Here is a 24,464-nt window from a genome sequence, read left to right as displayed (position 1 = left end):
CCTGAAATCAGAGACGCCGCATGAAATCGGCGGACAACACCTTTGACAAACACCGCAACGTCGTTCAGTGCGGTTTGACTGAGATCACTCAGGTCAGTGCCTTTCGGGAAGAACTGGCGGAGCAGTCCGTTGGTGTTTTCGTTTGAGCCACGCCGCCAAGGCGCGTGCGGATCGCAGAACCAGATGTCAATCTTGAGACGACGAGACAACTCAGGATGGCAGGCCATTTCCGATCCTCTATCATAGGTCATCGACCGTCTTAGCGCCACGGGCAACCGTTTCATCTGTCGCGTAAAACCTTCAAGGGCGGTGCTGGCGGTGCAGCCGTTCATCTTGCTGAGAATGAAGAAGCGCGTCTTGCGCTCGACCACCGTGCCCACCGCCGACCGGTTGAAAGCGCCCTTGATCAGGTCTCCTTCCCAGTGGCCGTGAACTAGGCGCGCCTCAACGTCTTCCGGGCGATAAATAATACGCAGCGTTTCTGGAACCATAGCAGACCCGGCAAGCGGGGTGCGCCAGGCTCCGCGCTTTGGTTTAGCCTGCCGCAGCGCCTCGATCATCAGCGTCTTCAAGCTTCCCCGCGGCTGCGCATAGATCGCGGCATAGATCGCTTCGTGACTAATGCGCTGACTGGGATCATCTGGATGCATGCGCCGGAGTCTGGCCGCGATCTGCTCCGGCGACCAGCACCAATGAATCAAACGGTTGCGCACCCAGTCATAGAACGGAGCCTCGGGAACCAGTTTGCGCCGTCGTCTCGAGCGCAGCTGTGCCGCATCACGAGCCAGCCTCGCCACATGTGGATCATACCCGTCAGGTGTAGCACCCCGCGTCAGTTCAAGCCCGATAGTGCCGTGATGCCTCCCAACAATCCGACCGATCTGACGAAGGCTCGATCCCCGCTGATGTTCCGCAAGGATCACGCCACGTTCCTCGGCGTTCAGGTGCTTATAGTGTTTTTCCATAGCAACATCCTATGCCCTTCGGGCTGTCGGTGTCGCACTTCTAACTTGAGCCTAAGCAGGGCCATCCGCAGGGTTGGCTTCGTAGTAACTCGTAGGGCCGGAATTGACCGCGCAGCCACCCAGCAGGAAAAGAACGAAAAGTAGTTTCAGTTTGTTGAACAGCATGGAGAATTACCTTTGGTAAATCTTTCAGAAGTCAAAAGGCAAACCACCGAATGACGCGGCTCGACCACGCCACTTTCTTAAGTGCAGTTTTCAATAGTTTGAAGTCAGGTTCCTGATATGGAAGGCTCCAGACTTAAGCGTGCCAGCTTCGTGACGACAAGATCAAGTTAATTCGGTACGTTTCGCTGCTCAATAGCTTGGGCCGCATCCTCATCTTGTAGGGGGGGAACTAAAGGGCTGCATTGTCCGCGTTGCAGTCCTGTACGTGATTTCACATACGCTCGGCGCTTTTGGCCCAGATTTCGTTTGGTGGGTAATTGGGAAAAGAAATGCGCAGGACAATGTCCCGCGCACATTCAGATCACATAGCGTGACAGTGGATTAGTCAGCCACCAATTCTCCGCTGTCGATCTGCTCTTGCTCGATGCTTTCGAACAGCGCCTTAAAGTTCCCTTCGCCAAAACCGTCATCGCCCTTGCGTTCGATAAATTCGAAAAAGATTGGCCCGATAACTGTTTTGGAGAAAATTTGCAGCAGAATCCGTGTCTCTCCGCCATCCACAACGCCTTCACCATCAATCAGGATGCCATTTTTGCGCATCCGGTCGAGGGGCTCCTCATGGTCGGCAACGCGGGTTTTGCTCAGCTCATAGTAAGCGTCAGGAGGACCAGGCATGAACTTCAGCCCGTTTTCCGCAATCGCATCTGTGGAATCGTAAACGTTGCGCGCACCCACAGCGATGTGCTGGATGCCCTCACCATTGTACTTCTTAAGGTAGGCCACAATCTGGCCCGTCTCACCGCGGTCTTCGTTCAGCGGAATACGGATACGACCACAAGGCGACGTCAGCGCGCGGCTGAACAGGCCCGTGAACTTGCCCGCGATGTCAAAAAACCGGATTTCGCGAAAGTTGAACAGATCGCCGTAGAACTTGAACCACTTGTCCATGTTCCCTTTGAACACATTGTGCGTCAGGTGATCGAGATAGTAGAACCCCACCCCTTCCGGTTTGGACTGGGCGATCCAGTCATACTCCCAGTTATAAGGCGACGTGTCATAATACTGGTCGACGAAGTACAGAAGTGACCCACCAATCCCCATGATTGCCGGCAGATCAAGCACCTTGCCATCGCCTTTGTATTCCTCGGCGCCATTGGCAAGCGCATGGGCAAACGCCTTTTGCGCATCCACCACGCGCCACCCCATCGAGGGGGCGCAGGGGCCGTGCAGATCAACGAACCCAGCAGCAAAGCTGTCTGTGTCATGGGTCAGCACATAGGTGATATCACCCTGTTGCCAAAGCTCGATGCCTTTAGTTTTGTGATTTGCAACATGGGTATAGCCCATCTTGCGGAACACTTCGCGCAGCTCTTCTGGGTTTGGCGATGCGAATTCGACAAATTCGAAACCATCCGTGCCTGCGGGGTTTTCCGGAGTGACGGTGGATTTTGGTGCATCGTGCGGGAACGGACCCATGGCTGATCTCCTCGGTCATGTGAATTTTTTCCACCATAACCGCACCGCCACACGGCATTTGCGCATTTATCGACACTGATCTAGTAAATTTCGCGCAGTTGACGCATATTGAGTGCAATATATGCGAAAGAGCCGCGCAATGACTGATGAAATCGACAAGCGCCTGCTTTCAGCGCTGCAAAAGAACGCACATCTGACCGCCCATGAACTAGGTGAGGCGCTCAACCTATCCGCGTCACAGGCTGGCCGTCGCCGCCAAAAACTTGAGGCCGAAGGCGTGATCCGCGGTTATACCGCGCGGCTTGATCCACGGATGTTGGGTCTTGCCGTGCAGGGCTTTGTTCAGGTGCATCTGGGCACGCACGGCCCTGAACAGTCAGCTAGCTTTGCGCGGTTGATCGCCAATCGTGCCGAGATTGTGAGCGCGTGGACAATGACGGGGGATGCGGATTACCTGCTACGCGTCTATTGTGAAGATCTACCCGCCCTTAACCGGCTGATTCACGAAGTTCTGCTGCCTCACAAGGCGGTTGCACGTGTCCACAGCCAAATCGTCATGGACCAACTCAAACGCGATGGTCCCCTCCCCGTCTGACCCATAAGCCCCCTGAAGGACCCCCATGGAAGGTTTTCTGTTTCAAGCAACTATCTATCTTGCTGCCGCTGTTATCGCGGTGCCGATCGCGGCGCGTCTCGGCCTTGGCTCGGTTCTGGGATACCTTGCCGCGGGCATCCTGATCGGCCCCGTACTGGGTCTTGTCGGAGCCGAGACGAAGGACCTCCAGCACTTCGCAGAATTTGGCGTGGTTATGATGCTGTTCCTTATCGGGCTAGAGCTTGAGCCGAGGGCGCTGTGGGACATGCGTCACAAGCTGTTGGGGTTGGGTGGCCTACAGGTCGGGCTTAGCACGCTGGCTCTTATGGGGATCGCAATGGCGTATAATCAGCCATGGGGTGTGGCCTTGGCCATTGGCCTGACGCTATCACTCAGCTCCACCGCGATTGTTCTGCAGACCTTGACGGAAAAGGGCCTGATGCAGACCAAGGGCGGGCGCTCGGTCTTTTCGGTACTATTGGCGCAGGATATCGCAGTGATCCCGATGCTGGCCTTCCTGCCGCTGATCGCGGTGACGCTGCCGTCGACGATTATGGCACCGGACGGGTCGATCATCTTGGAAACTACGCCTGATGCCGCCCATGCCCCAAGCGATGCAGGCCCCGCCGATGTCGCGATTTCCTTTATCAACAGCCTGCCCGCTTGGGGCATTACATTGGTGACAGTGGGTGCCATCGCAGGGATCATCATCACCGGCGTGTTCTTCACCCGCCCCGTGTTTCGCTACATCCATGCGGCCAAGCTGCGCGAGATGTACACCGCGCTCGCGCTACTCATTGTTGTTGGTATCTCTTTCACCATGATGCTTGTGGGTCTCTCCCCTGCGCTTGGTGCGTTTCTTGCGGGTGTGGTACTTGCCAGCTCCGAATTCCGCCATGAGCTTGAGACCGACCTTGAGCCCTTCAAAGGGCTGCTGCTGGGGCTGTTTTTCATCACTGTCGGCGCAGGCATCAATTTTGAGCTTCTGGCATCGGACTTTGTCATCATTCTTGGCATGGCTCTGCTTGTGATCCTGGTCAAAGGGATCATCCTGTTTGTGTTGGGCCGCCTGTTCAAACTGCATGGCCGTGACCAATGGTTGTTTGCCCTGGGTCTGGCCCAAGCGGGCGAATTCGGGTTTGTGCTGGTGAGCTTCTCGGTGACAACTGGCGTAATTCCCGATGGCGTGGCTGAGGTACTGCTGCTGGTCATTGCGCTGACCATGCTGATCACGCCGCTGCTGTTTATCTTGCATGACTTCATATCCAAACGAAGTGCCGATGCCACCAGCCGCCCACCTGACGACGAGATCGACGAGGAAGGCCCCGTCATCATCGCCGGCGTCGGCCGCTTTGGTCAGATCGTGAACCGACTGGTGCAGGCTTCGGGGTTTGAGACAGTCGTGTTGGACCACAGCCCCGAGACCATCGCTGTGATGCGCCGTTTCGGGTTCAAGGCGTTTCTGGGCGATCCGACCCGCCCCGACATCCTGCGCAAGGCGGGGCTTGCGGATGCGCGTGTTCTGGTTGTGGCACTGGATGATCGCAAATCGGCACGTGCTTTGGTACAGTATGCCCGCGCTCAACGGCCTGACCTGCACATCGTCGCCCGCGCCCATGACCGGACGGATGTTTACCACCTATATCAGGCCGGCGCGAATGACATCGTGCGAGAGATGTTCGACAGCTCCCTGCGTGCAGGGCGCTACGTGCTCGAAAACCTAGGCCTGTCCGAATATGAAGCAGCCGAAGCGCAGCGCATCTTCTATCACCATGACCGCATGTCCATCCGCGAGCTTGCGCAGCTGTGGCTCCCTGACGTAGCCCCCGCCGACAACAAGGCCTATGTGGCCCGCGCCAAAGAGCTTGAGAAAGATTTGGAGACAGCTTTTCTGAATCGCTCTGAAGAGGACGATCAAAAGAAAGCCTTATAGGTTCAGGTGCTTAGGCGCCGCTAACACCCGCTTCGGCGAAGGTGGCCATGCCACTGTGACACTCTAGCGCGGCCTTCACGATGTTGATCGCCAGCGCGGCGCCAGAGGCTTCTCCCAACCGCAGCCCGAGCGACAGCAGCGGCGCCTTGTCCAGCGCCTCTAGCAGACGCGGATGCGCGCCTTCGGCACTCACGTGGCCTGCGATGCAGTGATCCAACGATCCCTCACGGGTATAGGCCAGACAGGCCGCTGCCGAGGTGCAGATAAATCCGTCAAGAATAACCGGAATCCGCAGGCTGCGCGCCCGCCCAATGGCACCCGCCATCGCCGCCAGCTCGCGCCCACCCAAACGGCGTAGCGTCTCGATCCCATCGCCCTGCCCTTTGTGCAAGGCAAGCCCTTCGGCGACCACGCGGGTTTTGTTCACAAGGCCCGCATCGTCCACGCCTGTACCACGCCCTGTCCAATCCGCGGCCTCTCCGCCCAGCAACGCGGCAGCAAGCGCCGCAGCAGGCGTTGTATTGCCAATCCCCATTTCACCCACCACCAGCAGATCGGTGTCCCCGCGTACCGCGTCCCAGCCTGCTGCAAGGGCTGCAACGACGTCAGCCTCGGACATGGCTGGGCCTTGCGTGAAATCATCTGTCGGGCGGTCAAGCTCTAGCGCGTGCACGTCCAGATGCGCGCCTGCAACGCGGGCAAGTTGGTTGATCGCCGCGCCTCCGTGCTGGAAATTGAGGACCATCTGTTCGGTCACTTCGGGTGGAAAAGCCGACACGCCCTGCGCCGCCACGCCGTGGTTGCCGGCAAAGACGATGATCTGAGGTGATGTGATGCGAGGTGCCGGATTGCCGCGCCAAGCGGCGTACCACTGGGCAACGTCCTCAAGCCGGCCCAAGGCACCGGGTGGCTTGGTCAACTGGGCATTACGCTCGGTAGCGCCTGCGCGGGCCGTGCTATCCTGCTGCGGCAACGCCGCAAGTGCGGCGCGAAACCCGTCCAGATCAGAAAACTCAGCCATCTTTAAAACCCTCATTGCCAGACCGTTGCCGTCTGTTTACCCAATGAGGCGCTGCTCACAAGCGTTGAAAGGGGCAACCCTATGAATAAAAACGACCACTTCCGCCAGCTTTGGCTCGCCACTGTGCTGCTGACGCGCCTGCCGTTGCCACACTTGCCGCAGGACGCCTTCGCGCAGGGCGCGCGCGCGGTGTGGGCCTATCCGCTTATCGGCCTTGGGGTCGGAGCAGTTGGCGCGCTGACCGGTCATCTCGCGCATTTGCTTGGTCTTCCCGCTCTGGGTGCCGCGGCGCTGGCGTTGGGAAGCATGATGGTCCTGACAGGTGCGATGCACGAGGACGGGCTGGCAGATGTCTTCGACGGGTTCTGGGGCGGGTTTAAACCCGAACGGCGCCTTGAAATTATGCGCGACAGCCAGATTGGCAGCTATGGCGTGTTGGCGTTGGTCGTGGTCTTCACCCTCCGCCTAAGCGCCTTGGCTGTGTTGCTGCAAAGCGGTCCACTGGCATTGCTGGCCGCAGGCGCGCTCTCGCGGAGCATGATGCCCGTGCTGATGAGCGCCCTGCCCCACGCCCGCCATGACGGGCTGTCCCAAAGCGTTGGGCGACCGTCTATACAAACTGCCGGACTTGGATGTTTCCTGGGCGCCGCCATTGCCTTGATCTGCCTTGGGGCAACGGCTGTGATGGCCGTTCCGCTCACCTTTACGGTGGGTGCAGGCATGGGAGTGCTGGCCAAACGCAAAATCGGCGGACAGACCGGCGATGTGCTGGGGGCAACGCAACAGCTGAGTGAGACCGCCATTCTTTTGGCCTGCGCCAGCTTGCTTTAGCGCAATAAAAAAGCCGCGCCAGAACTAGCTAGCGCGGCTTTTCACTTCAATGTCGCTGATTAAGCGGCGATACGGCTTTCCAGCACATCACCAACCTGCTTGGCAGCCGCGATCTCGTCACCACCAGAAACGGCGGCCACTTCGCGAGTCAAACGTTCAAGTGCGGCTTCGTAAAGCTGACGCTCGGAATAGGACTGCTCGCGCTGGTCGTCGGTGCGGTGCAGGTCGCGAACGACCTCGGCAATCGCGATCAGATCACCAGAGTTGATCTTTTGCTCATACTCCTGCGCGCGGCGCGACCACATGGCCTTCTTGACCTTGGCCTTACCTTTGAGGGTTTTCATCGCGTGGGTGATCACGTCAGGCGAGCTAAGCGCGCGCATGCCGATTTCAGTCGCTTTGTATGTTGGAACACGCAGGGTCATCTTGTCCTTTTCGAACGAGATAACGAACAGCTCCAGCGTGATGCCGGCAACTTCCTGCTCTTCAACCGATACGATCTGCCCGACGCCATGTGCAGGATAAACAACGAACTCGTTAGGGCGGAAATCAAGCTTTTTCGATTTGGTCATACTCTTCAGGCTCCTAAGATGGCCCCCCTTGCCAGGGAAAGCGCAAAAGCGCACAGCAACCAGCGGGCAATAGCCCGCGCATGCTGTGCTGAAATTTGGGTGTCAGATGCGCCGTGGCAGAGCGGCGTCTATATGTGTGAAACAAGATGTCATTAGCGGTACTATAACACAAAAAAGGCCCCTAAGAAAGGGGCCCAAAAGCCAATGCAGCAACGCTACAGAGCTTAAATGCCTGATGCGCGCCGAATCGCCTGTGTCGGCCTCAGCCGCCTTCGCCGGGTGCCTCTGAGAACTGATCCATCTTGCCCTCTTTGCCGTCCATATCTTCGGCAGTGGGCAGCGGATCTTTCTTGGTAATGATAACCGGCCAAAGCTCGGAGTACTTCCGGTTAAACTCAACCCACTTCTCCATGTCCGGCTCTGTATCAGGGCGGATCGCGTCTGCAGGACACTCGGGCTCACACACACCACAGTCGATACACTCGTCCGGATGGATCACGAGCATGTTCTCGCCTTCATAAAAGCAATCCACCGGGCAAACTTCTACACAGTCGGTGTATTTACAGGCGATGCAGGCGTCGTTCACGATATAGGTCATGGGTGAATGTCTCAATCAAGTTGGCTTGGGAAGTAGCTAATTCAGCGGGCACAATCATTCAAGGTGGCGTGCCTTAGAAAGATCAAGCTGTCGCCGGTCCCGTTTGGTCGGACGACCTTTTCCCTCAAATGCCGGATTATGTGGGACTTTGTCCTCGGATCTGCGTTCCGGAGGCGCCATATCGGTATATAAAGCCTGCGCTTCTGGTGCCGGACCGCGCCGTGTGCCGCAGGCTTCGACCCGGATCACGCGAATATGATCGTCTTTGGTGAAAGTCAGTACATCACCGGCAGTGATGGTGGTGCTGCGCTTGGATGCAGGCGTGCCGTTGATGCGGACGGCACCTCCGGCGACAATACTTGCCGCCAGAGAGCGTGTTTTATAGAACCGCGCGTACCACAACCACTTGTCGAGACGCAGTTTTTCCGTAGTCGCCTCGCTCACTTGTTAGTTTTGAGGCCCATGAGAGCCGCAGCGAACGGGTTGTCAGGGTCGATCTTCTTTTCAGCCTTTGGTGGACGCGCCGAAAAGTTCTGGCTCTTGTTGCCGCCCTTTGCTCCGTCGCGCGGACCTTTTTTGCCACGTGGGTTTGGCTTGCCTTTGCCTTTGGGACGATCACCACCTGCCGGTTGGTGGCGCGGCGCACGAGCCCAAGTGAAGGTGTAGAACATCTCCATCTCTGCGCCCGCGATCTGGGCGTCAGCGGCTGTACCTTGGGGCGTCTCGCCTTCGGACATCTCGGTGATGGCTGCGGCGACCTCACCCTGATCCTCGGGCTCTGCCGCAATCGGGGCAGTACCTTCGTCCATGATGGTCTCTGTGCCTTCCGGCACATCGGCAGGTGACGGTGGCACAGGCTGTTCTATGATCCCGCCAGCTGGAGCAGCATCGGAAACATCCATAATTGGTGTGTCAGCAGGCAGATCCTTGGCCGCTTCGGGCATAACTTGCGTTACTGACTTAACCTTGGCCCGCTGACCCGCTTCGGCGTTGTAGCCAAGACCCTTCATCAGGTCGGCAAACTGTTCAAGCGTGGTGCCCGAGATTGACAGCATATCGGCTTTTGCTTCAAAGCCGCCGCGCGAATCTTCACCGCGCAGCATGTCGGCCAGACGCTCAAGCATATCAATCCGGATCGCACGGGTGCCCGCGTTGCGGTAACCGGCCATTGTGTCAGACCCAGCAGGAGCACCTGCTTCAACCGGAATGGTCACCAAACCCGGAGGAGGCGATTCGGGGAATTCTGACAGGCCTTTGGTCAATGACCACAGCACCAGGCGCAGACGCGTCGGCGCGGGCTTGAGCAGGAGCGGCAGGAAGATTGTGAACTGGCCAAAGCGGATGCCGTGCTTGCGCAGCGCGCCCCGTGCATCCTGATCCAGCGCCTTCACTTCGTCGGCGATATCGGCGCGCGATAGCACGCCAAAGCTTTCCACCATGCGGAAGGCAAAGCCCCGTGCAAGGCCGGTCAACGCTTCGTCCTTTTGCAGGGCGATCAGCGAATCGAACAGGCTTGCAATCTTGCGATCGATGAAGTGTTGCAAGCGGCGCTGCACCTTCTGTGCAACCTCCGGACCGGCTACATCGTCCACAAAAACCTCGACGCGCGGCTTCAGACCGTCAGAGCCGGGCACCAGTTTGCCCACCGCAGAACTGCCCCACATAAGGCCGCCCTGCTCGGTGAAATCTATCTCCGTATCCGGCGCATTGTAAAAGCGATCCGCGCGCAGATGGAACTGCGGCGCCAGCGCCTGCAAGGCTGCTGTTTTGATCGTCTTCGTTTCGGCCGTACCAGCGCCCTTGTCTGCGCGGAAACGGAAACCGTCCAGCTTGCCTACAAATTCGCCTTCGACGGTCACTTCACCGGTATCATTAACTTCGGCCACCATGGCTTCCTTCTGTCCTAGCCGGCGCAAAAGCACGGATGTGCGCCGATCTACAAATCTCTGGGTCAGACGTTCGTGCAAGGCGTCCGACAGTCTGTCTTCTACGACACGAGCTTGTCCGCGCCAATGGCTTTCGTCATTTGTCCACCCTTTGCGCTGGGTAACGTAAGTCCAAGTGCGAATAAACGCCAGTCGCTTGGACAACGCATCAATGTCGCCATCGGTTCGATCTATGCGCTTAATTTGTCGTGCAAGCCAGTCATCGGGGAGGCTGCCGCGCTGGTGCAGGTAGTTGAAAATAATCTCCAGCAGGCTTGCATGTTCCGCATGGCTGATGCCGCGGAAATCGGGGATACGGCAGACGTCCCACAACAGTTTGACCGACGGGCCATCCGTGCAGCGCGCAGCCACCTCTGCATCCTCGCCCAACGCCTTGAGCGCGCGCAGATCGTCTGCCTCGCGCGCTTTGACCAAACGCTCATGGTCCGGTCCCTCTTCGAGCGACATCACCAGCCGGTCGATTGAGCCAAACTGAAGGCGCGGGTTGCGCCAATTGATCTTATTTTGCGGCGTGAACTGGTGATCCATAATTGCCCGCGCCACGCCGTCATCCAGCGGTGGTGCATCGCCGGTGACACCGAAGGTGCCGTTCTTCATGCCGCGCCCTGCCCGACCAGCGATCTGTGCCAGCTCATTTGGAGCGAGGGGTCGCATCCGGTGCCCGTCAAACTTGCTCAAACTAGAGAACGCCACATGATCAACATCAAGATTGAGCCCCATACCGATGGCATCTGTGGCCACCAGATAATCGACCTCGCCATTTTGATACATGGCGACCTGCGCGTTGCGTGTGCGCGGAGAAAGTGCGCCCATAACCACCGCCGCACCGCCCTTTTGGCGGCGGATCAGCTCTGCGATGGCATATACATTCTCAACCGAAAACCCGACAATTGCACTGCGTGGGCGCATCCGACTTATCTTTTTCGGACCTGAATAGGTTAATTCCGACATCCGGTCGCGCCGAACGAACTGCGCCTCCGGCACAAGCGCTGCAATGGTACCGCGCATGGTGTCAGAGCCCATGAACAGCGTCTCGTGCAGGCCCCTCATGCGCAGCAACCGGTCGGTAAATACATGGCCGCGCTCTGGATCAGCACACAGCTGGATTTCGTCCACGGCCACGAAATCTGCGCCCATACCTTCGGGCATCGCCTCGACGGTGCAGACCCAGTATTGGGTGCGGGGCGGCACAATCCGTTCTTCGCCTGTAACCAGCGCCACCACTGAAGGGCCGCGCAGCGCAACAATGCGGTCATAGACCTCGCGCGCCAACAAGCGCAGCGGCAGGCCGATAACCCCTGTCCGGTGCGCCAGCATCCGCTCGATCGCATAGGTCGTTTTGCCGGTATTGGTCGGACCTATAACGGCCACAACCCTGCCTTGCGTATTCACCGCAGTTTCCTCACTTGGATCAGAGGGTCCGCCCAATACCTTCGGTTTTGAGCTGTTCAAGCGCCTTCTCGGCATTCTCGTGATGCGGGTTTATCGCCAGAGCACGGCGGTAAAGTTGTGCGGCATGGCGGCTGTCGCCCAGTTCTTCAAAGAGCACGCCAAGGCCGAATATCGCGTTGTAACTGTCAGGGTTGAGCGCCAGAGCCGTCTCCAGATCATCCAGCGCAGGTCCATACAGATCAGCACGGTAATAGGCAGTCGCACGGGCATGATAGCCTTCGGCGAAATCCGGCGCATGATCAGTCAAAGCGGTCAAATGATCTATCGCCACAGCCAATTCCCCCACCGCCAATGCTTCGCGTCCGCGTTTGAGCAGAAGGTCCATCGAGGCAGAGCCGGACCGCGCCCATTCCCGCTCCACATCGCGCTGGGCCGCTTGGGCCTGTTCAGCCGGTGCGGTGCGCAGCGTTTCCAGCAGCGTATCGATCCGATCCTGCGCGAACACAGGGTTGCAGAGCAACACAACAGCACCAATTGCCGCGACGGTATGTTTGAGGTTGACGATATTCATACGCATAACAAAAATGAATGTAACAGGTGGTGGAGCGATTTCCAGAGACCTCCGCCCTATTTGCCAAAAAAGGGCCAAAAATGAGTGAAGTGATTAACGAAGCGGTAAAAATGCTGAGCGAGAAGATGTCTGGCGTGGATGTCGGCGGCACCGTCAAGTTCGACATCGAAGGCGAAGGCTGCGTAATGGTTGACGACAGCGGCGTGCACGCTGGTGATGAAGAAGCCGACGTAACTCTCAGTGCAGACCCAGAGACTTTTCAAGGCATGATGGACGGTGAAACCAACCCGACATCTGCTTTCATGACAGGCAAGCTCAAAATTGACGGCGACATGGGTATGGCGATGAAACTGGCCGCTGCACTCGCGTGATTTAACCTGATATGCCGCTCGCGCCCGCCCCTATTTACACAGACATCCACCCCGGACCGGATCCGGCGGCGGCGTATTGGGCCGAAACCTCCGACGGGGTCAAAATCCGTCTGGGTGTCTGGGAAAAAGCGGGCGCGCGCGGCACTGTTCTGATCTTCCCCGGACGCACCGAATATATCGAAAAATATGGGGATTGCGCCGCAGAGTTCGCCAAACGAGGTCTTGCTTCCATAACGGTCGACTGGCGTGGGCAAGGTCTGGCAGACCGGCTCCTTGAGGACCCTCTCACCGGCCACATCTACCATTTCCCAGATTATCAAAAAGACGTGGCAGCCGTAATGCGTGCCGCGCGGGCGCTCAACCTGCCGCGCCCTTATTTTCTGGTCGCCCACTCCATGGGTGGCTGCATCGGTCTGCGCGCTGCGATGGAAGGACTGGCAGTTCAGGCTGCGGCGTTCACCGGCCCGATGTGGGGGATCTATATGTCTCCGCACAAGCGCTTGCCCGCACAGCTTCTCAGCACATTTATGCCAAAGTTCAATCAAGGGCACCGCCTGCCGGTTGGCACAAAGCGAGAGCCTTATGTTCTGACAGCGCCTTTCGATGACAATCTGCTCACCACCGATGAGGAGATGTTTGACATGATGCGCGACCAGATCAACGCCCATCCAGAGCTAAAGCTCGGCGGTCCAAGCTATGTCTGGCTGCGTGAAGCGTTGGCAGAGACCAAACATCTATCCCAACGCGCTGCCCCGAACCTGCCCTGCATCGCCTATGTCGGCAGCAATGAGCGGATCGTCGATGTGCCCCGCATCGAGACCCGGATGGCGAATTGGAAAGGCGGCCAATTGCGCATGGTGGAGGGCGGAGAGCATGAAGTGCTCATGGAGTTGCCCGCCATACGACAGCCCATCTTTGACGAGATAGCAGCGCTGTTTCTCAACACAACCACAGGATAGGACTGGCCCTGCGCGCGCAGGAACCTAGGTAACTGGGCATGACCCATGATCCTGTCCTTACTTTTACCCTTGAAGGCATTTATTGCCCCGCCGGTGATTTCTACATTGATCCGTGGCGCCGCGTTGACCGTGCGCTGATCACCCACGGCCATTCTGATCATGCACGCGGGGGCATGGGCCGTTATCTGGCCACACATGACGCCCTGCCCGTCATCCGCCACCGTCTGGGAGAGATCGAGGCCGATGGCATCGCCTATGGCGAGCAGCGGCGCATTGGCGGGGCAACAGTGTCCTTTCACCCCGCAGGCCATGTACCCGGCTCCGCCCAAATCCGCGTCGAGGTGGCCGGAGAGGTCTGGGTGGCTTCAGGGGACTACAAGATCATCGACGATGGCCTCAGCGCTCCCTTCGAGCCTGTGCGCTGTCATCACTTCATCACAGAAAGTACGTTTGGCCTGCCCGTCTTCCACTGGGAACCGCAGGAGGTGGTCGCGGCCCAACTGAACGACTGGTGGCGCAGCTGCGCACAGGCGGGGAAGACAGCCGTTCTGGGCGCCTATTCACTCGGCAAAGCGCAAAGGCTGATGTCGATGCTGGACCCCGAAATCGGCCAGATTCTGTGCCACACAGCTGTCGAAAATACGAACGCGGTCATGCGTGCTCAGGGCATCGTGCTGCCCGAGACAGTGCTGGCTGACAAAGAGGTGAGCGCCAAAACCCACCCCGGCGCGATGGTCATCGCACCGCCCTCCGCATTGGGGTCTGCATGGTCCAAACGCTTTGGCCCGCAAGAGAGCGGCTTTGCCTCTGGCTGGATGGCGATGCGCGGCGTGCGCCGTCGCCGTGCGGGCGATCGGGGCTTTGTTATATCGGATCATGCAGACTGGTCCGGGCTGCTATGGGCGATCGAACAGACAGAATCAGAAAATATATATGTAACTCATGGTTACACCGATACATTCACGCGATACCTGAATGAAAATGGCTGGAACGCCCGCGTCGTTCCCACCCAGTTCGAGGGGGAGAACCTAGACCCATCCGAAGACAATGGAGAGGCCGCATGAAGGTCTTTGCACAGCTGTTCAACACCATCGATCAAAGCACCAAGACCACCATTAAAGTCAACGCCTTAGCCGACTATTTTAAGGCAGCCGATGACATAGACAAGCTTTGGACGATAGCGCTTTTTTCTGGGCGTCGTCCGAAACGCGCTGTCACCACAACGCGCTTGCGCGAATGGGGGGCTGAGATGGCGGGCATCCCGCTCTGGCTCTTTGAGGAATGCTATCCCGTTGTTGGTGACCTGGCAGAAACCATCGCCCTTGTCCTTCCCCCGAACAAGACCACCGATAACCGCTCCCTTTCGCAATGGATCAATGACCTGCGCGAGATCTATAAAGCCGATGACGAGGCCAAGAAGGCCTTTGTTCTGGATGCGTGGACGCGCCTTGGCGGGACGGAGCGGTTTATCTTCAACAAGCTGATCACAGGCGGGATGCGCGTAGGCGTCAGTCAAAAGTTGATGACCCGCGCATTGGCCCACGCAACGGACAGGGATGAGGCGGAACTGGCCCACCGCCTAATGGGCAACTGGCATCCCGACGACACAACATGGCACGCATTGATCGAGGCGCAGGACGCCACAGCCGATGCATCGCGCCCCTATCCCTTCTATCTGGCCTATGCGCTGGAGGGCGGCCCTGAAACACTGGACGGCCTTAGCAATTGGCGTGCGGAATGGAAGTGGGACGGCATCCGTGGCCAACTGATCCTACGCGGCGGTGCGCATTATGTCTGGTCGCGCGGTGAAGAATTGATGACGGACCGCTTTCCGGAATTGGCCCGCGCGGTGGATTATCTACCCGATGGCACCGTCTTGGATGGTGAGCTGCTGGTCTGGCACGAGGGCGCTAAGCACCAAGCAAGCTTCAACACCCTGCAACCACGCATCGGGCGCAAAACCGTGCCCAAAAAGCTGCTGAAAGAAGCGCCGGTTATTCTTTACGCCTATGACCTGCTGGAATGGGAGGGTGAGGATATTCGATCCCGTCCATTCGCCGAACGACGAGCACTGCTAGAGGCCGCTTGCACCGATCTGCCTGTCGATGCGCCGCTCAAACTGTCACCGCAACTGCCGTTTGAAACGGCTGAAGATCTGCAAGGCTTCCGTGACGGTGCCCGCGACGCTTATGCCGAAGGGTTGATGCTAAAACGCGCGGATAGCCCCTATCTGGCAGGCCGCAAAAAGGGCGACTGGTGGAAATGGAAGCTGGCCCCACTAACCATCGACGCCGTGATGGTCTATGCGCAGTCAGGCTCGGGCCGCCGTGCCAACCTGTTCACTGATTTCACCTTCGCGGTGCGTGACGGAGAGGCGCTTGTTCCCTTTACCAAAGCCTATTCGGGCCTCACGGATAAGGAGTTCCGCGAAATCACTGCTTGGGTACGCAAAAACACGCTGCAACGCTTTGGCCCCGTACGGCAGGTCACGCCGCATCATGTGTTCGAGATCGCGTTTGAGGGCATTCAAGCCTCTAGCCGCCACAAATCCGGCGTGGCCCTACGCTTTCCGCGCATGCTGCGCTGGCGCAAGGATAAGCCCTTGGCAGAGGCCAACACACTTGGCGATCTTAATGAAATGCTGCGCCTTTACGGCTAGCACGCTGTTTGCGCCCCTTCACGGCTTGCCCCTTCGCCGCTGCATGCCTACCTATGCTCCAAACGATCAAAGGATACCTCGATGTTTCACCTGCCCACGCCAGTTTACGATGCCAATGCTTCCGGCACAAAATCCCCCTTTGGCAATCTGCCAGATTGGAACCTTGATGACCTCTACACGGGTGAGGATGCAACAGAACTGAAGCGCGATCTGGACTGGCTGGAGCAGGCGTGTGCCAGCTTCGCCACCGACTACGAAGACAAACTCGCCACTCTGGACGCCGCGGGTCTGCTGGACTGCGTGCTGCGCAACGAGAAGATCAATCAGATCGCAGGGCGCATCATGTCCTATGCCGGTTTGCGCTATTATCAGCTGACCACAGATTCCGGTCGCGCGAAATTCATGTCCGATATGCAGGAAAAGATCACCAATTTCACCACGCCGTTGGTCTTTTTCACGCTGGAGCTAAACCGGCTGGAGGATGCGCACCTTGATGCGCTGCTGGCCGAGAATGCGGACCTTGCCCGCTACAAACCCGTTTTCGACCGCATCCGTGCGATGAAGCCCTACCAGCTTAGCGACGAGATGGAAAAATTCCTGCACGACCTTGGCGTTGTTGGCGACGCTTGGGAGCGGCTGTTCGATGAGACAATCGCGGGCCTCAAGTTTGACGTGAACGGTGAGACGCTGGGCATTGAGGGCACCCTTAATCTGCTCACCGACCCCGACCGCGACACCCGCGAAGCTGGCGCACGCGAGCTGGCCGAAGTCTTTGGCGAGAACGTTAAAACCTTCGCACGTGTGCACAACACGCAAGCCAAAGAAAAAGAGATCATGGATCGCTGGCGCGGGATGGAGACTGCACAAACCGGTCGCCACCTGTCCAATCAAGTAGAGCCTGAAGTGGTCGAAGCCCTGCGTAACGCAGTGGTCAAAGCCTATCCAAAGCTCTCGCACCGCTACTATGCGCTGAAGAAGAAATGGCTGGGGCTGGACAAAATGCAGGTCTGGGATCGCAACGCGCCCCTGCCCATGGAAGACCCCAAGATCGTCGATTGGCCAACGGCTGAAAAGATAGTGATGGACGCTTACAGCGCCTTTGATCCACGCATGGGTGAACTGGCCGAGCCGTTCTTCCGCAAAGGCTGGATTGATGCAGGTGTGAAACCGGGCAAGGCGCCTGGAGCGTTCGCCCACCCAACCGTCACAGACGTCCACCCCTATGTTATGCTCAACTATCTGGGCAAGCCGCGTGATGTGATGACCCTTGCGCATGAGTTGGGCCACGGCGTGCACCAAGTGCTGGCCGCAGGCCAAGGTGAGATGCTTTCCTCTACTCCGCTTACACTGGCCGAAACGGCTTCTGTCTTTGGCGAAATGCTGACCTTCCGCAAGATGCTGGAGAACGCCAAATCCAAGGCAGAACGTAAGGTCCTACTGGCTGGCAAGGTCGAGGATATGATCAACACGGTCGTCCGCCAAATCGCGTTCTACGATTTCGAGTGCAAACTGCACGCCGCGCGCCGCGGCGGCGAACTGACGCCAGATGACATCAACGCCCTGTGGATGAGCGTCCAAGCCGAGAGCCTTGGGCCAGAGTTTGAATTCATAGACGGGTACGAGACCTTCTGGGCTTATATCCCGCACTTCATCCACTCGCCCTTCTACGTCTACGCCTACGCCTTTGGTGACGGCCTCGTGAACGCGCTTTATGCCGTCTATGCGGAAGGCGCCGAAGGGTTCGAGGACAAATATTTCGACATGCTCAAAGCTGGTGGTTCAAAGCACCACAAAGAGCTGCTGGCGCCCTTCGGCCTTGATGCCTCTGATCCCGCCTTCTGGGACAAAGGTTTGTCGATGATCTCGGGCTTCATCGACGAGTTGGAAGCAATGGAAGACTAAACATTCAACTGATTGGTCGCCATCCGTTCGGGCTGGCGACCAAAGGGAACAATTATGATGGTGCAGAGTGAAAAACAACCTCCAAGCGCCAGGTCCGTCGTTAACAAGAGGTGGTTTGCACCGCCGATTTAGACAAATCGCATCTGCTTCTTCGGTTTCCGAATACCAGAACCGAGGCGCCAAATTTCATAAATTCTGTCAGGGGGGGGGCTGCGAGTTTCGACCTATGGGTCACTTCAACTGGCTGTCTTTGCTGCCGCGCCGGTTGATCCCGCTGCGCGATTGAAAGGACTTATCACGCTCGCGCACGCATTCGATGCAAAGCTTTACCCCCGGCAATGCCTCTCGTCTGGCTTGCGGTATCGGTTCTTCACATTCGGCGCAGTGGGTAAGGCTTTCCCCTACCGGCCTACGCTGCGCTTTAAGGCGTGAAAGCTCATCATTGATCGATGCTTCGATCTGTTCTGCTACAGCGCCATCCCGCGCCCACCCGCCAGCCATATCCGCTTCCTTTCAGCTCCTTTTTCCGTCCTGCGCAATCGCTTCGCGCATTGCATCTAGTTCTTTAAGCTTCAGTAGCTCAGATGGAGCGGGCAAAGGCTGCAGGGGCAGCGCCCCCACATCACTTACATATACTTCAAGACAGCGACTTTATTCAGCCGCAGCCATACCCTTTTCTTGCGCCAGCTCACGCATGCGCTTTTGCAGTTTTTCAAAGGCACGCACCTCAATCTGGCGAATACGCTCGCGGCTCACGTCATATTGGCCGCTGAGATCTTCCAGTGTTATCGTCTCGTCTGACAGACGACGCTGCATCAGGATATCTTTCTCACGGTCGTTCAACACATCCATCGCTTCGGCCAACATCTCACGACGTGTCTCAAGCTCATCGCGCGCTTCGTAATCGCTGGCCTGATTCGCGTTGTCATCCTCAAGCCAATCCTGCCACTCCATGGTGCCTTCACCCTCGGAACCAACAGTCGCGTTGAGCGATGCATCACCGCCCGACATACGCCGGTTCATCGAGATCACTTCAGCCTCGGTCACACCCAACTGTGTCGCAATGGTCTTGACGTTTTCAGGGCGTAGATCGCCTTCTTCCAGCGCACCAATCTTGTTTTTGGCTTTGCGCAGGTTGAAAAAAAGCTTTTTCTGGCCGGAGGTCGTACCAAGTTTCACAAGGCTCCAGGAGCGCAGGATGTATTCCTGAATGCTCGCCCGAATCCACCACATGGCGTAGGTTGCAAGGCGGAAGCCCTTCTCGGGGTCGAAACGTTTAACTGCCTGCATCAGACCTACGTTCGCTTCCGAGATCACCTCGGCCTGCGGCAAGCCATAGCCGCGATAGCCCATGGCAATCTTGGCCGCCAAACGCAGGTGCGACGTCACCATGCGGTGCGCAGCTTCGGTATCTTCCTGCTCGACCCAGCGCTTGGCGAGCATATATTCTTCTTCCGGCTCCAGCAGCGGAAACTTGCGAATTTCCTGCATATAGCGGTTTAGGCCGCCTTCCGGTGTTGGCGCTGGCAGATTTGCATAGTTGGCCATGGCTCAAGTCCTTTCCCTGGCGCCCATGTAACAGGGCTTAACATCCATATGGGGTCTGCACCCAAGCGATACAAGATCGCCGGATGCTGTATCATTCATACTTACACAACAACGATGAAGAGAAAATGATCCCGTCTTTTTATCACGGATTTGTGCGATCCTCAGACACTGTCAGGCCCGTGTCGGCTCCAACAGCGCCAAAAGATCGGCCATGTCGGCTGGCAGAGGGGCCTCAAACCGGATCGCTTCGCCGCTAATAGGGTGTGTGAATCCCAAAACTGCTGCGTGCAAAGCCTGACGCGGGAAGTCCTTGACCGCTTGCGCCAATGCCTCTGGCAATGCTGTACGCGCGATTTTGCGTTTGCCGCCATACGTCGGGTCACCGACAAGGCCGTGGCCGGCATGCGTCAGATGCACACGAATCTGGTGGGTGCGCCCCGTCTCCAACCAGCATTCCATCAGCGCCAACACCGGCGGCGTGCCAAAGCGCGCCACTGTGCGCGCCCGCGTAACCGCGTGCCTGCCGCCGTTGAACAGCACTGCTTGGCGCTGGCGATCAGTCTTGTGACGGGCCAGTTGCGTGGTGATCTTGAGGATATTGCCGGGCTCGAAATTTGTGCCCTTAACGCCGCGCAGACGCGGATCGTTGGCGTCTGGCACACCGTAGACCAGAGTACGGTAGTAACGCTCAACCGTGTGAGCCTCAAACTGTTTTGCCAATCCGTGATGCGCCGCATCCGACTTGGCCACAACCAGCAGGCCCGATGTTTCCTTGTCGATCCGGTGCACAATCCCGGGCCGTTTCATACCGCCCACACCTGACAGGTCATCGCCACAGTGCGCCAGCAGCGCATTTACCAGCGTTCCAGAGGGCGAGCCGGGTGCAGGATGCACTACCATGCCCGAAGGCTTGTTGATCACGATCAGATCGTCGTCCTCAAACACGACATCTAGGGGAATCTCTTCGGGCAAGATATGGCTCTCCTGCGCCTCCTCCACATCGATATCAATCTTGGCGCCCTCGCCGACCACCGCGCGCGGATCGCGCTGGACCTCGTTATTGACGAACACTACGCCCTGCTCGATCAAACGGCCCAGTCGCGTGCGCGAAAGCGCCGCCTCCTCTGGCACATCGCGCGCAAGCGCCTTATCAAGGCGGGGTGGCGGTGTTTCGCCAAGAATGAATGTAATGCGGCGGTGTGACATGGATGATCTTCCCGAACCGGCCAATCTGCGCTTTTTGCGGCGCATGGTCACGGTGCTGACAACAGTGATGATTTTTGGCGTGGTAATCGTTATCGGACTGCTTGTCACGCGTCTGGGCCGCGATACACCAGTTTTACCCTCGGAAATTGCATTGCCAGACGGCGCAACCGCGACTGCTTTCACCCAAGCGGCTGATTGGTACGCCGTGGTGACGGATGACAACAGGATTCTTATCTTTGACAGGATGACAGGCGCGCTGCGTCAAACCGTCGATATTAAGTAGGCGCTGCGTTTCAACCCGAAAACGCTCGCCCTGCATTCACAACAATCTTTGATTTTGTTGAAAGTGGTACCGGGGGATGGTTTCGAACCAACTGCCTCGTGGACCACAACCACGCGCTCTAACCAATTGAGCTACCCCGGCACTGCGGTGGTCTTAATCTCGGCAGCGCGGGACGTCAACGCCCGTTATCAGAAAATTACGCCGTATATAAATTTTGAGAACGGATGCAGCTGGCAGTCCCAATGCAGTTGCACACAATGGCTCTCAAAGCGTCTGTGCCGCGCACCACGCGCTAGAGCGAAAGGCGCATCACACGCTCAATAAGCAGTTGCCCGTAATTCGTGATCGCCTGTTCGTCGATGATCTCCCAGCCGTTGCGTAGATAGAGTGCGTTCGCAGCCTCGTGGCTTTTGTGGGTCGACAACTTCATCTCTGTGTACCCATGAGCACGCGCAAACTCTGTACAGGTCTGCAACATCAGGTGACCCAGCCCCAGCCCACGGGCTTGCGGAAGCAACTGGAAAAGGCGCAGTTTGGCGGTCTGCGGCCCCATACGCACACAAAAGATCGAGCCGAGCCTCTGCGCGCCATCCCAAGCGATCCAGCCGCGTTCGCTTTGCGGATCATGCTTTGCCAGAAAATCATCAATGATCTGGGCTACCAACACACCAAAACTTGCATCAAACCCCTCTTCCTTCTCGTAAATTTCGATATGCGACGCAACGAGCCAGTCGCGATCATCTGCGGTAAACGGACGTATTTCTATCTGGATCATACTGCCAACTTGGCGCACAACTGCTTGCCTTTCAACCGTTCTGGCGGTAGCGGTATCCACCTCGGAAGGCAAAGGAACATCCCATGGGCATCAACGACGAACGCGATATTGAAGCCAACCTGCAAATCGGCCCTACCGACAAAGGTATGGTTCGTTTATTCATCGAAGGCGAAGGCATTGAAATTCCTATGGATTTCACACCTGATGAAGCCCACGAGATTGCAGAAGAAATCATGGCTGCTGCTGCCCGCGCCCGCCAAGCTGGTGGTAAAAAGCGCCGCTAATCCCAATCCGGATGCATGTCAGGATCGCGCAGCACCTGTAGGCGCCGCGCCGCCGTGACTGCAAATTTTTGCACCATCACCTTGCGCCGCGCCGGCGCAAGCTTGGCCTCTGGTGCCATGCGGACGATCTCTGCGGTGTAAGCGTCGCCGATGATCAGCCCGTGATCTTCTGGCAAAAGTTCGATCGGAAAATGTTCGTTCACGGCAAAGAAGAACCGGTCGGCCCATTCCAGATAGCCCTGCCATTTACTGTCAGAGGTGAAATCAACGCAGCTTGATTTGCATTCTACCACCCAAATCTCGCCCTTGGGCCCCAACGCCATGACATCCACGCGCAAACCACGGGTGGGGACCAATTCTTCCACACAAGCGAATCCGTAGCTCGCCAAATGGCGAGAGACGCCGCGTTGCAATAGCTGGCCAGGTTGAAGAAGCGGGGGCGTTTCCATCATGGGATCTTTTATGAAAATATCGTGAACATATGCAAGCCCTCTGCCCCGCCTTGGCCTTTTGCGCAGGCGTACCTATTTTACTAAGAAGTTTAGCAAGGATACCCTGATGAGCGATCTTGAAGACCCCTCCGCCCGCGCCCGTGGTGTGCGCTACGCGCGCGAACTTGAAGGACATCTGAGCTGGCTTGATACTTTCTCGGGGACCGCATTGGGCGTGCTGGCCGTCACTTCGGGCATCTATACCTATCTGGGTGTATCTTCGCTGCTGGATGACAATGGCGCGATGAGCACGTTTGCCGCAATCGCCTACTCCGTTGCGGTGTCGGTCGGGATTTTTGTATTTTGGTCCTACATGCTGCGCTTGTTTCCTGCTGTGCGGGGCGCGCGCGCGGGTCGGGTTGATGGGTGCGATGGGCCTCGGCTCTATCGCGATCATTGCCATGTCGAGTTGACTGAACGCCGCCGCCCTTGCAGGCTCTGCAGCGGTTGAGCAGCATTTGGCGAAAACGGTACAGGATTATCAGGTCTCTCTTGAGCGTGCGCATGAGGTTGCCCTATCCGCCCAAGGGCTTGAGCGGGACGTAGCCCGCGTGCGCCAGTCTTTCGAAGACCTGAGTGAAGAGGAGGCCACGGGTAACCTGTCGGGTCTTGCAGGTCGCGGTGCGGTGTTCCGTGTCCTGCGTCAAAAGGCGAGCGAGCTTGCAGGGCTAGAAACACAGATCGCCTCTCAAACCCCGCTGGTGCAATCCGCCTTTATCGAAGGCAACGCCATTCTCAGCCGTATGCGGGCGTTGACGGTAGAGGCCGGACCGGTTGAGACGCGCTCGGTCGAGTTCTCGGAGCAGGCTGTGTGTCTGGCGGGGCTGATTACGCAAATGCGTCAACTTTCCGTGGCGTCCTTGGTCGAGCGGGCGGCGCAAGATCTTTCAGCCTCAGTGGTTCTGCCCGAACTTGACGGCCGCTCTGCAGAGACACGCGGCGATCAGGCAGCGACGATCACCTCTGTTCTCGAAGTCCTAGCGCAACGGGCGCAGACCCTTGGACGCGCAGCCCAAGCAGTGCAGTCCCTGCCCGCTCCGCCAGAAACGACGTATACGCCAATCTCCTCAGCCGATGCCGTGATCCTGTATGCGCGCAACTTTGTACCATCATGGGCCGGCGCCATCGCGATTGACCTGCTGCCAACAGTGCTTGTGTTCATCCTTGCCATCACTCAAAGCGCTATCCGCCTTGGCCGCGAAGGCACTGCCGTAGAGGATAGCCTTACCTTGGCTGAACTGCGCGCAGCGATCGCAGTGATGAAAGAGATGGACCAAGCCATGAAAGAAGATGCCGCTTCGTCAGTGGCCACCATCGCGCAGCCCAACAAAACCGCCGCCGAATGAGTATTGTGCGCAAACATGCCTCTGTCGGTCGTGTGCTTACGGGCCTTCTGGTTTTCCAGCTAGTGCTGGGTGGCCTGCTGGTCATTGGCGATCTGCAAGACGGGTTCAGCCTGCCGCGCATGGGGCCGACAGCCCCTTCGCTGTCTGATCCTGTGCGCCCCGGCGACCAAACCCGCCGCTTTTCGCCCAACCGCGCGGTGCCCGCCAGTCGTGATCCCCTGCCCGAGCGTCTGCTGCTGACAGTCGTTGCCGGGGGAGAGGCAGTGCTGCTGGAGGGCGCAATTACTGATGGTGACGCCCTACGGATCGTAAATCAGATTGAGGAATTGTCCCCGTCCCCTACCCGCGCAATTCTCAACTCTCCCGGCGGTTCGGTTCAGGACGCGTTGATACTGGGCCGCGCCCTAAGAAATGCCGGTCTGAATACCGAAATGCGCAAAGAGGACATTTGCTATTCCGCCTGCCCCTATCTCCTTGCGGCAGGTGTGCAGCGCTCTGTTCCGGAAGGTGCATTCGTCGGGGTGAGAACGCCGGTGGAATACTGCACCACGTGAGCGGCGAGATTGTCTTGTCGC

At 57.9% G+C, this 24,464-nt stretch carries 24 protein-coding genes, 1 tRNA gene and 1 pseudogene; 12 read left to right on the top strand and 14 right to left on the bottom strand.

What is annotated here, in order from left to right; genetic code table 11:
• Together V7730_RS17490 and hppD are read right to left on the bottom strand one after the other, a co-directional pair.
• A partial coding sequence (locus tag V7730_RS17490; RefSeq protein WP_335748878.1) for an IS30 family transposase occupies window positions 1-965 on the bottom strand: 965 nt, incomplete at its 3' end.
• A gap of 546 nt (window positions 966-1,511) precedes the next feature.
• Window positions 1,512-2,606 (bottom strand): 4-hydroxyphenylpyruvate dioxygenase, encoded by a 1,095-nt coding sequence (gene hppD, locus V7730_RS17485; RefSeq protein ID WP_335748877.1) that lies wholly within the window; start codon window positions 2,604-2,606, stop codon window positions 1,512-1,514.
• A 139-nt stretch (window positions 2,607-2,745) separates the two neighbouring features.
• On the opposite strand from hppD, the gene V7730_RS17480 reads away from it, so the two are divergent.
• Both V7730_RS17480 and V7730_RS17475 read left to right on the top strand, forming a co-directional pair.
• Window positions 2,746-3,201 carry an Lrp/AsnC family transcriptional regulator gene (locus V7730_RS17480; RefSeq protein ID WP_335748876.1) on the top strand — a complete coding sequence of 152 codons (456 nt, stop codon included), beginning with the start codon at window positions 2,746-2,748 and terminating at the stop codon, window positions 3,199-3,201.
• Between the two features lie 25 nt (window positions 3,202-3,226).
• Window positions 3,227-5,134 carry a monovalent cation:proton antiporter-2 (CPA2) family protein gene (locus V7730_RS17475; protein ID WP_335748875.1) on the top strand — a complete coding sequence of 636 codons (1,908 nt, stop codon included), beginning with the start codon at window positions 3,227-3,229 and terminating at the stop codon, window positions 5,132-5,134.
• 10 nt (window positions 5,135-5,144) lie between these two features.
• On the opposite strand, the gene cobT is transcribed toward V7730_RS17475, so the two are convergent.
• Complete coding sequence (gene cobT, locus V7730_RS17470) at window positions 5,145-6,155, bottom strand: nicotinate-nucleotide--dimethylbenzimidazole phosphoribosyltransferase (RefSeq protein WP_335748874.1); 1,011 nt, start codon at window positions 6,153-6,155, stop codon at window positions 5,145-5,147.
• Between the two features lie 81 nt (window positions 6,156-6,236).
• On the opposite strand from cobT, the gene cobS reads away from it, so the two are divergent.
• Window positions 6,237-6,986 (top strand): adenosylcobinamide-GDP ribazoletransferase, encoded by a 750-nt coding sequence (gene cobS, locus V7730_RS17465; RefSeq protein ID WP_335748873.1) that lies wholly within the window; start codon window positions 6,237-6,239, stop codon window positions 6,984-6,986.
• 59 nt (window positions 6,987-7,045) lie between these two features.
• Here the strand turns inward: cobS and V7730_RS17460 are convergent, their stop codons facing one another.
• The 5 genes from V7730_RS17460 to V7730_RS17440 form a co-directional block, all read right to left on the bottom strand.
• Window positions 7,046-7,558, bottom strand: coding sequence for a CarD family transcriptional regulator (locus V7730_RS17460; protein WP_335748872.1), 513 nt, complete (start codon window positions 7,556-7,558; stop codon window positions 7,046-7,048).
• Between the two features lie 262 nt (window positions 7,559-7,820).
• A complete protein-coding gene (gene fdxA / locus V7730_RS17455; protein WP_335748871.1) occupies window positions 7,821-8,156 on the bottom strand; it encodes a ferredoxin FdxA in 336 nt (111 codons plus the stop codon).
• Window positions 8,157-8,210: 54 nt separating this feature from the next.
• Window positions 8,211-8,600: an RNA-binding S4 domain-containing protein gene (locus V7730_RS17450; protein WP_335748870.1), complete on the bottom strand. Its 390-nt coding sequence runs from the start codon at window positions 8,598-8,600 to the stop codon at window positions 8,211-8,213.
• Complete coding sequence (locus V7730_RS17445; protein ID WP_443070237.1) at window positions 8,597-11,494, bottom strand: helicase-related protein; 2,898 nt, start codon at window positions 11,492-11,494, stop codon at window positions 8,597-8,599. The genes V7730_RS17450 and V7730_RS17445 overlap by 4 nt, the downstream gene beginning before the upstream one ends.
• A 19-nt stretch (window positions 11,495-11,513) precedes the next feature.
• The gene (locus V7730_RS17440; protein ID WP_335748869.1) at window positions 11,514-12,071 is read right to left on the bottom strand and encodes a tetratricopeptide repeat protein; all 558 of its coding nucleotides are present in this window, start codon (window positions 12,069-12,071) and stop codon (window positions 11,514-11,516) included.
• A 74-nt stretch (window positions 12,072-12,145) separates the two neighbouring features.
• Here V7730_RS17440 and V7730_RS17435 point away from each other — a divergent pair, with 74 nt between their 5' ends.
• The 5 genes from V7730_RS17435 to V7730_RS17415 all read left to right on the top strand — a co-directional run bounded on the left by V7730_RS17435 (window position 12,146) and on the right by V7730_RS17415 (window position 17,956).
• Window positions 12,146-12,436, top strand: a complete 291-nt coding sequence (locus tag V7730_RS17435) for an SCP2 sterol-binding domain-containing protein (protein ID WP_335748868.1) — start codon at window positions 12,146-12,148, stop codon at window positions 12,434-12,436.
• 11 nt (window positions 12,437-12,447) lie between these two features.
• Window positions 12,448-13,395, top strand: coding sequence for an alpha/beta hydrolase (locus tag V7730_RS17430; protein WP_335748867.1), 948 nt, complete (start codon window positions 12,448-12,450; stop codon window positions 13,393-13,395).
• A 38-nt stretch (window positions 13,396-13,433) separates the two neighbouring features.
• Window positions 13,434-14,459, top strand: a complete 1,026-nt coding sequence (locus V7730_RS17425; protein WP_335748866.1) for a ligase-associated DNA damage response exonuclease — start codon at window positions 13,434-13,436, stop codon at window positions 14,457-14,459.
• Complete coding sequence (locus tag V7730_RS17420; protein ID WP_335748865.1) at window positions 14,456-16,054, top strand: ATP-dependent DNA ligase; 1,599 nt, start codon at window positions 14,456-14,458, stop codon at window positions 16,052-16,054. Before V7730_RS17425 ends, V7730_RS17420 begins: the two co-directional genes overlap by 4 nt.
• Before the next feature lie 81 nt (window positions 16,055-16,135).
• Complete coding sequence (locus V7730_RS17415; RefSeq protein WP_335748864.1) at window positions 16,136-17,956, top strand: M3 family oligoendopeptidase; 1,821 nt, start codon at window positions 16,136-16,138, stop codon at window positions 17,954-17,956.
• 231 nt (window positions 17,957-18,187) lie between these two features.
• On the opposite strand, the gene V7730_RS17410 is transcribed toward V7730_RS17415, so the two are convergent.
• The 3 genes from V7730_RS17410 to V7730_RS17400 form a co-directional block, all read right to left on the bottom strand.
• A complete protein-coding gene (locus V7730_RS17410; RefSeq protein WP_335748863.1) occupies window positions 18,188-18,457 on the bottom strand; it encodes a DksA/TraR family C4-type zinc finger protein in 270 nt (89 codons plus the stop codon).
• A gap of 150 nt (window positions 18,458-18,607) precedes the next feature.
• A complete protein-coding gene (gene rpoH, locus V7730_RS17405) occupies window positions 18,608-19,504 on the bottom strand; it encodes an RNA polymerase sigma factor RpoH (protein ID WP_335748862.1) in 897 nt (298 codons plus the stop codon).
• Between the two features lie 171 nt (window positions 19,505-19,675).
• On the bottom strand, window positions 19,676-20,710 hold the full coding sequence (locus V7730_RS17400) for an RluA family pseudouridine synthase (protein WP_335748861.1): 1,035 nt from the start codon (window positions 20,708-20,710) through the stop codon (window positions 19,676-19,678).
• Between V7730_RS17400 and V7730_RS17395 the strand changes: the two genes are divergently transcribed.
• A complete protein-coding gene (locus V7730_RS17395) occupies window positions 20,709-20,993 on the top strand; it encodes a DUF6476 family protein (protein WP_335748860.1) in 285 nt (94 codons plus the stop codon). The two genes, V7730_RS17400 and V7730_RS17395, sit on opposite strands and share 2 nt — an antisense overlap.
• Before the next feature lie 64 nt (window positions 20,994-21,057).
• On the opposite strand, the gene V7730_RS17390 is transcribed toward V7730_RS17395, so the two are convergent.
• A tRNA-His gene (locus tag V7730_RS17390) sits at window positions 21,058-21,134 on the bottom strand.
• Between the two features lie 151 nt (window positions 21,135-21,285).
• Window positions 21,286-21,768 (bottom strand): GNAT family N-acetyltransferase, encoded by a 483-nt coding sequence (locus V7730_RS17385; protein WP_335748859.1) that lies wholly within the window; start codon window positions 21,766-21,768, stop codon window positions 21,286-21,288.
• A gap of 83 nt (window positions 21,769-21,851) precedes the next feature.
• On the opposite strand from V7730_RS17385, the gene V7730_RS17380 reads away from it, so the two are divergent.
• Entirely contained in the window at window positions 21,852-22,052 is a 201-nt protein-coding gene (locus tag V7730_RS17380; RefSeq protein WP_335748858.1) for a DUF6324 family protein, read from the top strand.
• Here V7730_RS17380 and V7730_RS17375 read toward each other — a convergent pair.
• Entirely contained in the window at window positions 22,049-22,504 is a 456-nt protein-coding gene (locus V7730_RS17375) for an MmcB family DNA repair protein (protein WP_335748857.1), read from the bottom strand. The genes V7730_RS17380 and V7730_RS17375 overlap by 4 nt on opposite strands.
• A gap of 106 nt (window positions 22,505-22,610) precedes the next feature.
• Between V7730_RS17375 and V7730_RS17370 the strand changes: the two are divergent.
• Both V7730_RS17370 and V7730_RS17365 read left to right on the top strand, forming a co-directional pair.
• Window positions 22,611-23,889, top strand: a pseudogene (locus V7730_RS17370) (hypothetical protein).
• A complete protein-coding gene (locus tag V7730_RS17365; protein ID WP_335748856.1) occupies window positions 23,886-24,443 on the top strand; it encodes a hypothetical protein in 558 nt (185 codons plus the stop codon). Before V7730_RS17370 ends, V7730_RS17365 begins: the two are co-directional and overlap by 4 nt.
• Window positions 24,444-24,464: the final 21 nt, after the last annotated feature.

It is taken from the genome of Sulfitobacter sp. (genome assembly GCF_036961165.1).
Classification (GTDB): domain Bacteria; phylum Pseudomonadota; class Alphaproteobacteria; order Rhodobacterales; family Rhodobacteraceae; genus Sulfitobacter.
Note: the sequence above shows the minus strand (reverse complement) of the source record. Positions and strands in the feature narration are given on the sequence as shown.